This window comes from Pantoea sp. F_5 (assembly GCF_008631595.1).
GTDB lineage: Bacteria > Pseudomonadota > Gammaproteobacteria > Enterobacterales > Enterobacteriaceae > Pantoea > Pantoea gossypiicola.
Genome location: NZ_VWUO01000024.1, coordinates 23,766 through 38,212, shown reverse-complemented (window position 1 = coordinate 38,212; position 14,447 = coordinate 23,766). Strand labels below are relative to the sequence as shown.

The 14,447-nt window shown below is 56.2% G+C and carries 16 protein-coding genes; 6 read left to right on the top strand and 10 right to left on the bottom strand.

Features of this window, described 5'->3' with window-relative positions:
- From nrdH to F3I44_RS21620, 4 genes are all read right to left on the bottom strand, one after another.
- Positions 1–243, bottom strand: coding sequence for a glutaredoxin-like protein NrdH (nrdH, locus tag F3I44_RS21635; RefSeq protein WP_150015531.1), 243 nt, complete (start codon positions 241–243; stop codon positions 1–3).
- A gap of 294 nt (positions 244–537) precedes the next feature.
- Positions 538–855: a DNA-binding transcriptional regulator gene (locus F3I44_RS21630; protein WP_150015532.1), complete on the bottom strand. Its 318-nt coding sequence runs from the start codon at positions 853–855 to the stop codon at positions 538–540.
- A gap of 63 nt (positions 856–918) precedes the next feature.
- Positions 919–1,236 carry a type II toxin-antitoxin system RelE/ParE family toxin gene (locus tag F3I44_RS21625; protein ID WP_150019624.1) on the bottom strand — a complete coding sequence of 106 codons (318 nt, stop codon included), beginning with the start codon at positions 1,234–1,236 and terminating at the stop codon, positions 919–921.
- 224 nt (positions 1,237–1,460) lie between these two features.
- On the bottom strand, positions 1,461–1,778 hold the full coding sequence (locus F3I44_RS21620) for a DUF883 family protein (protein WP_033733577.1): 318 nt from the start codon (positions 1,776–1,778) through the stop codon (positions 1,461–1,463).
- Between the two features lie 153 nt (positions 1,779–1,931).
- Here F3I44_RS21620 and F3I44_RS21615 point away from each other — a divergent pair, with 153 nt between their 5' ends.
- The 4 genes from F3I44_RS21615 to F3I44_RS21600 all read left to right on the top strand — a co-directional run bounded on the left by F3I44_RS21615 (position 1,932) and on the right by F3I44_RS21600 (position 5,243).
- The gene (locus F3I44_RS21615) at positions 1,932–2,267 is read left to right on the top strand and encodes a DUF2002 family protein (RefSeq protein ID WP_003850360.1); all 336 of its coding nucleotides are present in this window, start codon (positions 1,932–1,934) and stop codon (positions 2,265–2,267) included.
- Positions 2,268–2,403: 136 nt separating this feature from the next.
- On the top strand, positions 2,404–3,813 hold the full coding sequence (gene mmuP / locus F3I44_RS21610; RefSeq protein WP_150015534.1) for an S-methylmethionine permease: 1,410 nt from the start codon (positions 2,404–2,406) through the stop codon (positions 3,811–3,813).
- Positions 3,803–4,738 (top strand): homocysteine S-methyltransferase, encoded by a 936-nt coding sequence (mmuM, locus tag F3I44_RS21605; RefSeq protein WP_150019623.1) that lies wholly within the window; start codon positions 3,803–3,805, stop codon positions 4,736–4,738. The genes mmuP and mmuM overlap by 11 nt, the downstream gene beginning before the upstream one ends.
- An 85-nt stretch (positions 4,739–4,823) precedes the next feature.
- The gene (locus F3I44_RS21600; protein WP_150019622.1) at positions 4,824–5,243 is read left to right on the top strand and encodes a hypothetical protein; all 420 of its coding nucleotides are present in this window, start codon (positions 4,824–4,826) and stop codon (positions 5,241–5,243) included.
- Here the strand turns inward: F3I44_RS21600 and speG are convergent, their stop codons facing one another.
- The 6 genes from speG to F3I44_RS21570 all read right to left on the bottom strand — a co-directional run bounded on the left by speG (position 5,244) and on the right by F3I44_RS21570 (position 10,966).
- Positions 5,244–5,789 (bottom strand): spermidine N1-acetyltransferase, encoded by a 546-nt coding sequence (speG, locus tag F3I44_RS21595; protein ID WP_003850356.1) that lies wholly within the window; start codon positions 5,787–5,789, stop codon positions 5,244–5,246.
- Positions 5,790–6,001: 212 nt separating this feature from the next.
- Positions 6,002–6,679: an ABC transporter ATP-binding protein gene (locus F3I44_RS21590; protein ID WP_150019621.1), complete on the bottom strand. Its 678-nt coding sequence runs from the start codon at positions 6,677–6,679 to the stop codon at positions 6,002–6,004.
- Positions 6,666–7,502, bottom strand: coding sequence for an ABC transporter ATP-binding protein (locus F3I44_RS21585; protein WP_150019620.1), 837 nt, complete (start codon positions 7,500–7,502; stop codon positions 6,666–6,668). Before F3I44_RS21585 ends, F3I44_RS21590 begins: the two co-directional genes overlap by 14 nt.
- Entirely contained in the window at positions 7,492–8,349 is an 858-nt protein-coding gene (locus F3I44_RS21580) for an ABC transporter permease (protein ID WP_150019619.1), read from the bottom strand. The genes F3I44_RS21585 and F3I44_RS21580 overlap by 11 nt, the downstream gene beginning before the upstream one ends.
- Positions 8,346–9,398, bottom strand: a complete 1,053-nt coding sequence (locus tag F3I44_RS21575) for an ABC transporter permease (protein ID WP_150019618.1) — start codon at positions 9,396–9,398, stop codon at positions 8,346–8,348. The genes F3I44_RS21580 and F3I44_RS21575 overlap by 4 nt, the downstream gene beginning before the upstream one ends.
- Complete coding sequence (locus tag F3I44_RS21570) at positions 9,398–10,966, bottom strand: ABC transporter substrate-binding protein (protein ID WP_150019617.1); 1,569 nt, start codon at positions 10,964–10,966, stop codon at positions 9,398–9,400. Before F3I44_RS21570 ends, F3I44_RS21575 begins: the two co-directional genes overlap by 1 nt.
- Positions 10,967–11,624: 658 nt before the next feature.
- On the opposite strand from F3I44_RS21570, the gene mgtA reads away from it, so the two are divergent.
- Both mgtA and mgtU read left to right on the top strand, forming a co-directional pair.
- Positions 11,625–14,327 carry a magnesium-translocating P-type ATPase gene (mgtA, locus tag F3I44_RS21565; RefSeq protein WP_150015541.1) on the top strand — a complete coding sequence of 901 codons (2,703 nt, stop codon included), beginning with the start codon at positions 11,625–11,627 and terminating at the stop codon, positions 14,325–14,327.
- A gap of 10 nt (positions 14,328–14,337) precedes the next feature.
- Positions 14,338–14,424 (top strand): magnesium transporter protection protein MgtU, encoded by an 87-nt coding sequence (gene mgtU / locus F3I44_RS24370; RefSeq protein ID WP_368668636.1) that lies wholly within the window; start codon positions 14,338–14,340, stop codon positions 14,422–14,424.
- The last annotated feature ends 23 nt before the right edge of the window (positions 14,425–14,447 follow it).

The window sequence follows — 14,447 nt, the reverse complement described above, 5'->3', positions numbered from 1 at the left end:
TTAGTTCCCGACGGCAGAAAGCGTGCGCAGCGTGGCGATTTTATCCGGGCGGAAGCCGCTCCAGTGGTCGTTATCCGCCATCACCACCGGTACCTGGCGATACCCCAGTGATTTCAGGTTATCGATCGCATCCGGCTGATTGTCGAGATTGATCATCTGATAGGCGAGACCCTGACGATCCATAGCATTTTTGGTCGCGGTGCACTGGACACAGTTATCTTTAGTGTAAATAATAATGCGCATGATTCGTATTTCCCTCTGTATGCGGTTCTGATACCCGGAAACGAAGCAGGGACCGCAGTTTGCGGGCTTTATTCGGGCGGGCATAGGGTGTCGTGCTGATGAGTTAAATACTAGATGTAGTGGTTTGGTGGGTCAAGCCCACCAGATATAGGGTTTTATGATTTGCATTTGCGCAACTCAGGCAAAGCCAGCAGGGATGCGCCCTGCCGCCCGGAAAATTCTTTTGTAAATGTCGCAGGCTGGAAAAAGGGCAAAAAGGCTTTTTCAATCTGGCTAATTTTTACTTCAATCTCTCTAAGCCATAAAGACCTGGGGGCCTTTAGCATCAATGATATTAATGATGCGCATCGCGGCATTATTGGGCTTACTCTCACCTCGTTCCCACTTCGATACACTCTCTACTGACATCCCAGTAGTGATAGCCAGTGCAGCCTGCGACATGTGATAGCGTACACGAACCTCTCTGATCTCACTGCCGGTCATTGTCCTGATTGCAGGGATAGTACGGGCGGCAACAGCAGCATTAATTGCTGTAAGCGTTTCATCTTTAACAACGCCCAATTCGTTATAACGCTTAGCCATACCCTGTATGCGCTTGAGTCTTTCAGTCATCACAAACTACCTCTATCAAATCATTTTTGATCAGAAGGATATCTATCAACTCCTGACCCATACTTATGAAATCGGATGCGATTTTACAGTAAGCATCGATTTCATCATCCTCAAGTTCCTTTCCTTTTTTCTTTGAAAGCTCACTTTTAAGGTACATATCAAAGAAAAAAATATTTTCACCATCGTTAAAAAAACGATTGCACGCGCTCCAGCACGGGCACTAACACCAGGCAAGCCCATCCTTTTTTTATAGGTAAACTTTCCCAGTGAATCACCTGGCAGACCTCGAAAAATGTCTCCGGCGGTTTTACACAGCATCCCATTTGTAATCCGCGCTTTTCTACGATCACCATCGAAATCAGGCGTTAAATAAATTCCCATAGCATAAAATCCGTTTTCATACCTGTAATCGCTACTATAGTCCTGGTTGCGGGATGTGGCAATCCATCAACTTTAGTGTGGCGCATCGTTAAGACCAGGTTGGCAATTAGCTTACATCAGAGCGCCAGGCTTCCGGCTTCAGAGGGAGGATGTACTGTGATCGCGCTTAATTACGCGCAAAAAAAGCCCCGCACGGGGCAGGGCTCAGGAGATTTTTTTTGTACTTAGCGACGAGAAGCCAGCAGTATACCCACTACGATACCGAACGCGGCACCGACACCCACACCGTGCCATGGTTTGTCATGCACGTAGGTATCAACCTGGGCACCGGCATCACGTGCAACCTGAGATACGCGGTTGCTGCCACCGTTCAGTTTAGAACGGGTCTGCTTCAGCAGTTTCTCTGCCTGACTGCGAGCAGAATCCACTTCGTCTTTGGCGTCACTGCCATAAGATTTCAACAGTGCTTCCAGTGAATCGGCCAGCTCATTCACATCCTGATTGATATCAATGTCATCGTTTTTTACAGTGCGATTAAACATTTTTTAGCTCCCTTTGATTTAAAAACGTAATATTAGTGTAGACGACCTTTTGATAAACGAGACGCGGGAGTGTTGTTTAGGGAAAATTCCGAATGCCCACTCTGTCATGCTGATGTAAGGTTGCGAAGCTTTTGAAAGAGGAGAGGATCGAGCATGTATTTACGACCAGATGAGGTAGCGCGCGTACTGGAAAAAGCGGGTTTCGAAGTCGATGAAATTACTCCACGGGCCTATGGCTATCGCCGTGGTGAAAACTACGTTTATGTGAATCGCGAAGCGCGCATGGGGCGCATGGCTTTAGTGATTCACCCGACGCTGAAAGAGAAAAGCCAGCCGTTCGCTGAACCTGCTTCAGAAATGAAGACCTGCGATCACTACACCCAATTCCCTCTCTACCTGGCGGGTGATTCACAGGAACATTACGGCATCCCGCACGGATTCAGTTCCCGCATGGCGCTGGAACGCTATATTCAAAGCGTTTTCGGCTAACGCATCAGGCCCCGCCGCGACGGGGCACTGAACCTCCTGACCATCCTCCCTGTTTACCCTGCCGTTGCAATTACCGGCTGTGACGCGTATAAATTTGTCCCTTATAGATGTTTAGACGTCCATACGGATAAAAGTGATGAGCGAACAGCCAACTCCCTCGCAGGAACAATTTAAACGCACCATGAAAGTGCGCCATCTGGTGATGTTATCGCTGGGCGGCGTGATCGGCACCGGCCTCTTTTTTAACACCGGCTATATCATTTCAACCACCGGCGCGGCGGGAACGCTGCTCGCCTATCTGATTGGCGCGCTGGTAGTATGGCTGGTAATGGTCTGCCTGGGCGAACTCTCCGTAGCGATGCCGGAAACCGGTGCGTTTCACGTTTACGCCGCGCGTTACCTTAGCCCGGCAACCGGCTACACCGTGGCCTGGCTCTACTGGCTGACCTGGACGGTGGCACTGGGATCCAGCCTGACGGCGGCGGGTTTCTGTATGCAGTACTGGTTCCCGCAGATCCCGGTGTGGATATGGTGCCTGGTCTTCTGCTGCGCCATCTATCTGCTGAACGTCATCTCAACCCGCTTCTTCGCGGAAGGAGAGTTCTGGTTCTCACTGATAAAAGTCGTCACTATCGTCGCCTTTATCGTGCTGGGTGGCGCAGCGATGTTTGGCTTTATCCCGATGAAAGATGGCACTCCAGCGCCGGGCCTGAGCAATCTCACCGCGCACGGCTGGCTGCCCAACGGCGTACTGCCGATTCTGATGACCATGGTGGCAGTAAACTTCGCCTTTTCCGGCACCGAGCTGATCGGGATTGCGGCCGGTGAAACTCAGCAGCCGGAGAAAGTGCTGCCGCTGGCGATCCGCACGACGGTGGCCCGACTGATCATCTTCTTTATCGGCACGGTATTTGTGCTGGCGGCGCTGATTCCGATGGATCAGGCGGGGATTGTCAAAAGTCCGTTTGTGCTGGTGTTTGAAAAGATCGGCATTCCCTATGCCGCTGACATCATTAACTTTGTGATCCTGACCGCTATCCTCTCTGCGGCCAACTCGGGCCTCTATGCCTCCGGGCGTATGCTCTGGTCGCTGGCCAACGAAAACACGTTGCCACGCGCCTTTGCCAGCGTCAACAAACGCGGCGTGCCTCTGCTGGCCATCACCATCAGCATGATCGGTGGCTTACTGGCGCTGGTCTCCAGCGTGGTTGCGCCAGACACGGTATTTGTGGCGCTGTCGGCCATCTCCGGCTTTGCGGTAGTCGCGGTCTGGCTCAGCATCTGCGCCTCGCATTTTGTTTTTCGTCGCCGTCATCTTCAGCAGGGCAAATCGCTGGCCGATCTGGGCTACCGTGCGCCGCTCTATCCGCTGACGCCGATTCTGGGCTTTCTGCTCTGCCTGCTGGCCTGTATCGGGCTGGCGTTTGATCCGACCCAGCGCATTGCGCTGTGGTGTGGCATCCCGTTTGTGCTGTTCTGCTATGCCGCTTACCATCTGACCCACAAATCATCCCCAAAGCCTGAGGAGGCCAAAGATGTCGCATAACCCTGTCGCGCAGGCTTTAACGGAGTCGTCGCCGCTGATCCTTGATGGCGCGCTGGCCACCGAGCTGGAAGCCCGCGGTTGTCATCTGGCCGATGCGCTCTGGTCAGCGAAAGTGCTGATGGAAAATCCTGAGCTGATCTACCAGGTTCACTACGACTATTTTGTTGCCGGGGCGCGCTGTGCCATCACGGCCAGCTACCAGGCGACACCGCAGGGCTTTGCCACGCGTGGTCTCGATGAGGCGCAGTCACTGGCGTTGATCGCCCAGAGCGTCGACCTGGCGCGTCGCGCCCGTCACGATTATCTGGCTGTACGCCCTGATGCGAAGACGCTGCTGGTGGCGGGATCGGTGGGGCCGTATGGTGCATTCCTGGCAGATGGTTCGGAATATCGCGGCGACTACACATTGCCGGAAGCGGAGATGATGGCGTTTCACCGCCCGCGCGTGCAGGCGCTGCTGGCGGCGGGTGCCGACCTGCTGGCCTGTGAAACACTGCCTTCCTTTGCTGAAGCGCAGGCACTGGTGAAGCTGCTGGCTGAATTTCCTGAAAGCCGCGCCTGGTTCACGTTTACCCTGCGTGACGCCGGACACATCAGCGATGGCACGCCGCTGTCAGCGGTGGTGAGCTGGCTGAATCAGCAACCACAGGTGGTGGCTTTGGGGGTTAACTGCGTGGCACTGGAGAGCGTGACGCCTGCGCTGCAGCAGTTGCAGAGGCTGACCGACAAACCGCTGGTGGTCTATCCCAATTCCGGCGAACAGTATGATGCCGGCAGCAAAACCTGGCATTCAGCGCCGTCGGGCTGCACGCTGCATGACAAGCTGGATGAGTGGCAGCAGGCGGGCGCGAAGCTGATTGGCGGCTGCTGTCGCACCTCTCCCAACGACATCGCGGCTATCGCCCGCGCTTGTCAACCGCAATAAGCTGGCTGAATCGGGCGATGATAGCCCGATTGAGATGAAGAGGGCGGTCTACACTCTGATCACTGATCACTCTGTGGACCCCTTCATGAAACAGCGAATTCTGGCTCTGGCCGCCGCGCTGCTGCTTAGCGGCTGTGCCACCATTGTCGGCACTGAAACCCAGATGGTGCGCATCGACTCTCTTCCGCAGGGCGCGCGCTTTACCGTGCAGGATGAACGTGGCTATGCGGTGGCGCAGGGTTTCACGCCGCAGACCGTTGAACTGGCTAAATCGACCGGTCGCTACTTTGGCAAAAAGCACTACCTGCTGATGCTGGAAAGTCCGGGCTACGTGCCGGTCACGGTGCCGATTGAAGCACGCGCTAACCTTTGGTATCTGCTGGGGAACATTCCGCTGGGCGGATTTCCTGGCTGGCTGCTGGTCGATCCTTTCTATGGCGGCATGTACGACCTCAAGCCGGACCATCCGCGTCCCTTCATGAACCCGGTTGGCGCGCGCGGCTGATTACTGCGCGGTCGGCTTCACCATTCCGCCTGGCGTTTTATGGCGTTCCAGATACTGATGCTGGAAAATGCACATGCGGATGGTGTTGCGGTACTCTCCGTTAATGAAAAACTCATGCTTAAGCACGCCTTCGATCTCGAAGCCGAGCTTGGTGTAGATGTGGATCGCTTTTTCGTTTTCCTGATCGACAATCAGGTAGAGCTTATAAAGATTCAGCACCGAGAAGCCGTAATCCATCGCCAGTTTCGCCGCCTGCGTGGCCAGCCCTTTGCCCTGATGGGCCGGATCGATGATGATCTGAAACTCGGCGCGGCGGTGTACATGGTTAATTTCGACCAGTTCCACTAATCCCGCTTTTTGCCCGCTATGTTCCACTACAAAGCGGCGTTCGGTCTGATCGTGAATGTGTTTGTTGTAGAGATCGGACAGCTCCACAAACGCCTCATAAGGCTCCTCGAACCAGTAGCGCATTACGCTGGCGTTGTTATCCAGCTGATGGACAAAGTGCAGATCTTCCCGCTCCAGCGGACGCAGTTTTACCGTCATTACCTGACTCCTTTTTTAAAGAAACTGCGGCGAGTATACCGCATCAGCCTGGTGCTGCGATTTGCGCAGTCGCATAGGGTTGCTGGCTTCAGCGAACAGTACACCGTTCTGGCATGGGAGAAGAGAGGTTAACGGTGGGTATAGAGACGTGTTAAGACTGGCCGAAGAAAGCAATAGCGCCGGACGGCAGATTGACGCCGTCCGGCCTGTTTTCAGGCAGAGATCTGTTCGATGATGCGACCCTGCGCCATGCGCACTGCGCGATCACACATGTGATCGATAACGTCGGGATCGTGACTGACCAGCACCATGGTCAGGCCATCCTGTCGTTTCAGATCGTTGAGCAGATTAAGGATCTCTGCCTGTACCGACATATCCAGCGCCGACGTCGGCTCATCCAGCAGCAGGATCTTCGGCTGCAGCAGCAGGGCACGCACGATAGCGACGCGCTGACGCTGACCGCCGGAGAGCTGATGCGGATAGCGATCTGCCAGCGCGGGATCGAGTCCGACGTGACGGAAGCCCTGATCGATACGATCGTTAATATTGTCGCGTTTCAGCAGCTTCAAAGGCTCCGCCAGCGTGCGGCGCAGGCGGTGACGTGGATGCAGCGAGGCATAAGGATCCTGAAACACCATCTGCACTTCCTGACGCAGTGCGCCGGTAAAGACTTTGCCCGGCTGAACCTCGTGACCGGCAAGTTGCATCTGGCCCTGCCAGTGTGGATTCAGACCCGCCAGCACCCACAGCAGCGACGACTTACCGCAGCCCGAAGGCCCTACCAGACCAAAACACTCACCAGCATTAACCTCCAGATTGACCTCGTGCACCACGGTGCGCAGGTCATAACCCTGCTTGTGGGCGACGCTTAAATCCTTAAGCTTGATCATAATTCGCCTCCAGCGCAGCGCGATCCAGCACCGGTAAAGCCTGTCCGTGAGTCGCTTTGCCCGGGCGGCAGGCCCACAGCGTGCGGGTATAGGGATGGGTCGCGCGCGGCAGATCGGCGGCGGGCAGTGTATCCAGCAACCGGCCTTTGTACATCACCATCACCCGCTCGCAATGTTCCGAGACCTGCTGCAAATCATGGCTGATCAGCAGCAGCCCCATATTGCGCGCTTCCACCAGACCGCGGATCAGTGCCAGCACCTGATCGCGCATAGCGTGGTCCAGTGCAGAAGTCGGTTCATCGGCAATCAGAAAGTCGGGATCGGTGATCAGGGCTATCGCCAGCATCACGCGCTGACCCATACCGCCAGAGAGTTGATGCGGATAGTGCTGCATCAGACGTCGCGGATCGGGCAGGCCGACCGCATCCAGCATCTCGCACACCTTCTCTTTACGCTCGGCACGACTCAGACGGCGATGCAGGATCAGCGGCTCTTCCACCTGCCAGCCAATGGTACGCGTCGGATTAAGGGCATATTTCGGGTCCTGCATCACCATCGCCACACGGTTACCGCGCAGCTGGTTCCAGTGGCGTTCACTCAGCGTCAGCACATTCTCACCGGCGACCTGAAGCTGGCTGGCCTGCAGATGCAGCGCGGGCGAGAGTAAGCCCATCAGGCTGCGGGCAGTGAGTGACTTGCCGGAACCGGACTCACCCACCAGCGCCACGCGCTCGCAGCCCACGGAAAAACTGATGTTATCGACCAGCAGCGCTTCATCACTGCGAATGGTCAGTCCTTCGGCATGGAGCAGATTATTTTGCATGACGGGTATCCAGTCGGTCGCGCAGGCCATCGCCTGTCAGGTTAAAGGCCAGGCTGGCAAACAGAATGGCCGCGCCCGGTGCGGCGGCAACCCACCACTGATCGAAGATCACTTTACTGCCTTCGGCGACCATTGAACCCCATTCCGCCGTCGGCGGCTGAACGCCCATGCCGAGGAAGCCAAGACCGGCCGCAGCCAGGATAATCCCGCCCAGGCTTAACGCGGCGCGAACCACCGCCGTCGGCATACAGAGCGGCAGGATATGACCGAACATCAGGCGAAAGCCCGTAATGCCCTGCATCCGCGCGGCGGCAAGGTAGTCGCTGCGGCGCAGCGCCAGCGTTTCGGCACGCGCCTGACGAGCAAACGGCGGCCAGCTGGTCAGCGCCAGCGCCAGCGCACCATTCATCAGGCCTGGGCCGAGAATCGCCACCAGCGCCAGCGCGATCACCAGATTTGGCAGTGACAGGAAGATATCGGTAATGCGCATCAGCAGGCGTTCGGTCCAGCCGCCGACGTAACCGGCGGTGATGCCGATCAGCAGCCCGGCCGGAATGGTCAGCACCAGAATCAGCGACACCAGCAGCAGCGTAGGACGTGCGCCGTAAATCACGCGCGACAGCAGATCGCGGCCAAAGCCGTCGGTGCCAAACCAGTGCTGCGCCGACGGTGCCAGCAGGCGGCTCGACATGGTCTGCATATTTGGGTCGAACGGCGCAATCAGCGGTGCCAGCAGCGCCATCAGGATAAGAATCGCCACCAGCGTCAGCCCAACGCTTAACGAGGTCACGCGTTGACGGCGACGGCGTGGTCGCAGCGTTTCGAGTTCAGAGAGTTGTTGCGTCATCGGGTTCTCGGATCGGTTAACCAGGTTAAAACATCCGCCAGGGCGTTAATCAGAATAAAGCAGCTACCGATCAACAGGGTGGAGCCCAGAATTGCCGGCACATCGCCGGAGAACAGTGCATTGGTCATGTAGCGACCCACCCCCGGCCAGGCGAAGACAGTTTCGGTCAGTACCGAGCCTTCCAGCAGCGTGGCGTAAGAGAGGGCGATCACCGTGACCAGCGTGCCCAGCACGTTGGGGAAGATGTGGCGCAGCAGGATGCGAACCCGACCCGCGCCTTTGGCACGCGCCAGCACCACATACTCTTTGCTACTCTCTTCCAGCAGCGCCGCACGCAGCAGACGGGTAATGCCCGCCATCGCCAGCAGGCCGAGGATCACCACCGGCAGCCAGAGGTGCGCAATCGCATTGCGGAACATATCCGGTTCACCCGACAGCCAGCTGTCGATCAGTACAAAGCCGGTCTTCGGCTCCAGGGTATAAACCCAGATATCATCCAGCCGTCCCGGTCCGGCGGACCAGTGCAGCACCGCATAAAAGAGCAGCAGACCCAGCAGGCCGAGCCAGAACACCGGCACCGAGTAGCCCAGCAGCGAGATAAAGCGGGCGAGATTATCAATCCAGCTGCCTGGTTTCCAGGCGGCCAGCAGCGCCAGCGTGACGCCGAACACCACTGCGAAGATCATCGCGCAGGTCGCCAGCTCAATGGTGGCGGGGAAGGTGGTCATCAGGTCGCCGCTCACCGACTGATTGGTCAGACGGGAGACACCGAGATCGCCGTGCGCCAGATGTTCGATGTAGCGCCAGAACTGCATCAGCACCGGCTGGTCGAGACCCAGGTCGTGACGCACCTGTTGATAGGTTGCTTCACTGGCATGATCGCCAGCAATCTGCTGCACCGGATCAATCGGCGAGAGATGCGACAGCATAAAGGTGAAGGCGAGCAGACCAAGCAGTGTGACCAGCAGCGACAACAGGCTACCGATCAGCCGTCCGCCACGCTGCCAAAAAAGCCGGGCGAACCCGGCTGAAGGAACAGACTGTGCCATTACTTAGTGACCTGCGAGTAATACACCATGTCAGGGTTGATGCCCTGCACATAGCCTTTCAGGTTGTCGCGCAGGGCAATCAGGTTCTTCGCCTGCATGCCAATCACGTAAGGAGAGGTCTTCATCACCTCACGCTGCATCGCTTCATACAGCGCGATACGCTTCTTCGGATCGCTTTCCGCAGTGGCCGCAATCACCTGCTTATTGAGTTCAGGAATGTGCCAGTCTGAACGGAAAGCAATGGTTTTGCTGCCATCTTCCGGGTTGTAAGCAAATGAAGCGGCGTTGGTGTTAGGATCGAAGTAGTCGGAGCCCCAGGCGTTCAGCGTGGCTTCATATTTATGCGCTTTCACGTTGGTTGAGACTTCGGAGCTCAGGCCCGGTACCACTTCCACTTTTACGCCAGCTTTGGCGAAGCTGCCCTGCAGCGCCTGCGCGATATCCAGATAAGGCGGCTGGTTGCTGGTGGAGAGCTTGAAGGTGACGTTGTTCAGGCCCGCTTTCTTCAGAATCGCTTTAGCTTTTTCCGGATCGTAGCTGTATGGCGTATCGTTGATTGCGCCTAAGAAGCCTTTAGGCAGGAAGCTCTGATGCACATCGAACTGACCTTTCAGCAGCTCATTAGCAATACCTTTGTAATCCCACAGGTAGCGTGCTGCTTCCCAGAAGGCCGGGTTCTTCATCGTCTCGTTCGCGCCGATGTTGAACTGAATGTAGTAGAGCGATGCCATTGGAATCGCTTCTGTCTTCACGCCAGGTTTGCCGTTTAGCGCAGCAATCTGATCGGCACCCAGGTTACGGGCGATATCGGCATCACCCTGTTCCAGCAGCAGACGACGCGCTGCCGGTTCCGGTACGTTCTTGATCAGGATGTTCTTCATTTTTGGTGCGCCCGCCGGTGAAGTCGGGTTGGCGCTGAGCAGCACCACCTGATGCATCACCACTTTACGGATCTGGTACGGACCGCTGCCCGCTGAGTGGGTTGCCAGCCAGGCGTTACCAAAATCGCCGTTCTTCGCGTTCGCCATCGCGGTTTTCTCATCAATGATCGAAGAAACCGGGGCAGAGAGCAGGCTGAGCACGTAGGTCGGGCTGACGTTGGCGGTCCAGCTGATTTGCACGTGATTGTCGTCGATCTTCTTCAGGAAGCCATCAACGTTATCTTTGGTCCAGCCGAGCTGCGTCAGGATGAAAGAGGGATCAAGGTTCAGTTTCACCACGCGGCCCAGCGAAAAGATCACATCTTCCGGGCGCAGCGGGTTACCGGTGGAGAATTTCGCATCTTTGCGCAGTTCAAAGGTCAGGCTGCGATTGTCGCTACCGGGCTGCCACGAGGTGGCAAGAGTGGGTTTCAGGTCCACCGGATTCTGCGGGTCAGACTGAACCAGACGCTGATAGATGTTAGTAAAAGCCTGAACGCTGGTCAGTTCGAACCCTTTAGCCGGGTCGAAGCTGTCGGCGTCGTCAGTAGATTGGGCAATCACCAGCGTATCTTTAGGTGTTGCGGCCTGTGCTGTGAAGGCGGCAGCCAGCGTCAGCGCCAGCAGTGATGGAATTATAGTTTTCATGAAATTTCCTTGCCTTAGAAAGTTACGCGAGTTTACGAAAGGGCTAATGCGAAGAATAGTCGAATATGGGCTAATCATATGCAAAAAGGTTATAAGGGTTCGGTTGTGGTTATAAGAAGATCGCCATGTTGTTACCGAAGCGGCAACCTGAGCAGAAACAAATCCTCAACGAAGCGGTTATTTATCCCTGAATCGCTTTACCCCAATTTTCCTCTCTCTATAATAGCGGCAAATAACTTCAGGAGAATTCAGTTGGACAGTCACCCTCGATTAATTTTAATTCTGGCAAGCTGAATTTTCTCTGCTGCTTGCCAACCGGCGAGCAGCGATCCCCGCTTTAATTAACAATCGCGCTCCTTGTTTTTAATCCTGTCAGCTACAGGAGTGCGCGTTATGCTGCTGTTTATATTAGCCCTTTTTCCTCCACCCCGACTGGCGTAGCTCAGGCTGCGCCCGAACGCCGATATCAGACCTTTAAAACGCAGCGCTTAACAGGCGTTACGTCATCCTGTGCGGGTCATTATTTTGCGCGCAGATTGATTAGCGTCATGATTCCAAAAGGTCGCCTTATTAAATAACCCGGCCACGCCAGGTTTTATCCATGCACGCATATTTTGCGTGCAGGACAACTATTGCTTTAAATCAGGGAGATGTCGAAATGAGCGACATGAAACTGGAGCAGGTTGCGATCACCACATCCGGTAACCGTAACGATAAAAAAAGTAAAAAAATATTTGCTGTCGCACAGCAGGCAGGCCAGCACGTTGAGATGACGCTGGCAAACCTGCGCAGTCAGCGTCAGGGTCTGACTCAGGCTGAAGCGGCGAAAAGACTGGCCTTGTATGGCCGCAATGAAGTGGCACATGAGAAAGCACCACCGGCGCTGATTCAGCTGCTGATGGCGTTTAATAACCCGTTTATCTACGTATTACTGGTCCTGGCGCTGGTAAGCCTGTTTACCGACTATATATTGCCGCTGCGCGCGGGTCAGGAGACCGATCTCTCCGGCGTCATCATCATCTGCACCATGGTGATGCTGAGCGGGCTGCTGCGCTTCTGGCAGGAGTTTCGTACCAACCGTGCCGCGCAGGCGCTGCAGTCCCTGGTTCGCAGCCAGGTCACCGTGCTGCGGCGGGAGCCAGGCAGCGACACCGCGCAGCGCCAGGATGTGGATATGAGTGAGCTGGTGCCGGGCGATATCATTCTGCTCAGCACCGGCGATCAGGTGCCCGCCGATGTGCGCCTGCTGAGTTCACGTAATCTGTTTATCAGTGAAGCGGTGCTGACTGGCGAGTCACTGCCGGTTGAGAAACACAGCAGCGATGCGGGTCTTGATGCTGAAGAGCAGACTGCCCAGGAGCTGCTGGCGTCACCGAACATTTGCCTGATGGGCACCAGCGTAGCCAGCGGCACAGCCAGCGCCGTCGTCGTCGCGACCGGTGGCGAAACCTGGTTTGGCTCACTGGCCTCATCGCTGACCGGAAGCCGTCCGCAGACCGCGTTTGACCGCGGCGTGAACAGCGTCAGCAAGCTGCTGATCCGCTTTATGCTGGTGATGGTCCCGGTGGTGCTGCTGATTAATGGCTTCACCAAAGGGGACTGGATGGATGCCACGCTGTTTGCCCTCGCAGTCGCAGTCGGGCTGACCCCGGAAATGCTGCCGATGATTGTCAGCGCTAATCTGGCCAAGGGTGCCATTGCGATGTCACGGCGCAAAGTGATCGTCAAAAAGCTCAACGCCATTCAGAACCTTGGCGCGATGGATGTGCTCTGCACCGATAAAACCGGCACGCTGACCCAGGACACGATCCTGCTCGCGCATCATCTGGATGCACGGGGCAGTGAAGATGAGCAGGTCCTGCTGCTGGCCTGGCTCAACAGCGGCAGTCAGAGTGGTGCGAAAAACCTGATGGACCGTGCCGTGCTCTGCGCGGGTGATAAGGTCATTTCACAGAGTCAGCGTAGTCAGTATCAGCTGGTTGATGAGCTGCCGTTTGATTTTACCCGCCGTCGGGTGTCGGTGCTGGTGGAAGATCTGACTCAGCATCGCTCGCAACTGATCTGTAAAGGTGCAGTAGAAGAGATGCTGGCAGTCAGCGTTGCTGTGCGTCAGGGGGATGTGGTCGTTGCACTGGATGCAGCACAGCGTGCGGCGCTGCTGGCGCAGACCGAACGCTATCATCAGCAGGGTTACCGCGTGCTGCTGGTGGCAACCCGTGATGGCGAGCTGCACGCGCCGCTCAGCGACAGTGATGAGCGCGATCTGGTTATCCAGGGCATGCTCACCTTCCGCGATCCACCGAAAGCCAGTGCCGGCAAGGCCATTAAAGCCCTGCGCGACAGTGGTGTAACGGTGAAAGTGCTGACCGGTGACAATCCGCTGGTGACGCTGCGGGTCTGTGCCGATGTTGGATTAACCGATCCGGCTATGCTGACTGGCGATCAGATTGAGGCGATGAGCGACGATGAACTGGCACTGGAAGCAGAGCGCTGCACCCTGTTTGCCCAGCTGACGCCGCTGCAGAAGTCACGTCTGGTGCGCCTGATGCAGCAGAACGGTCACACCGTCGGATTCCTCGGCGATGGTATCAATGACGCGCCTGCACTGCGCGCGGCAGACACAGGGATCTCCGTAGACAGTGCGGCGGATGTGGCGAAAGCCTCATCTGACATCATCCTGCTGGAGAAAGATCTGCAGGTGCTGAATGAGGGTGTACTCAAAGGACGCGAGACCTTTGGCAACATCATCAAGTATCTGAACATGACCGCCAGCTCCAACTTCGGCAATGTGTTCTCGCTGCTGGTGGCCAGTGCCTTTATTCCGTTTCTGCCGATGCTGTCGATTCATCTGCTGATTCAAAACCTGATGTATGACGTTTCCCAGCTGGCGCTGCCATGGGACAAGGTTGACCGCGAGTTTTTGAATAAGCCGCGTAAATGGGATGCCGGCAACATTAAACGCTTCATGCTGTGGATGGGTCCGACTTCATCAATTTTTGACGTCACCACTTTTGCGCTGATGTGGTTCGTTTTCGGCGCTAACCATGCAGGCGTGCAGTCGCTGTTCCAGTCTGGCTGGTTTATTGAGGGACTGCTGTCACAGACGCTGGTGGTACATATGCTGCGTACGCGGAAGATTCCGTTTATCCAGAGTCGTGCCACCTTACCGGTCATGCTGACCACGCTGGCGGTGATGGCGCTGGGCATCCTGATTCCGTTCTCACCGCTGGGTGCGATGGTCGGTCTGGTGCCACTGCCATGGCAATATTTCCCCTGGCTGGTGCTGACGCTGTTCAGCTACTGCATGGTGGCGCAGGGCATGAAACGTTTCTATATCCGTCGGTTTGGTCAGTGGTTCTAGGGAGGCGAAGATGAAAAAAGGCAGGCTCGATACGGTATTTGTCGGCGTGATGATCATCGGCTTAACTCTGATTGCGCTGACGGTCGTCGTACGATGAGGGCATTGTAATAGTGCGTTAGT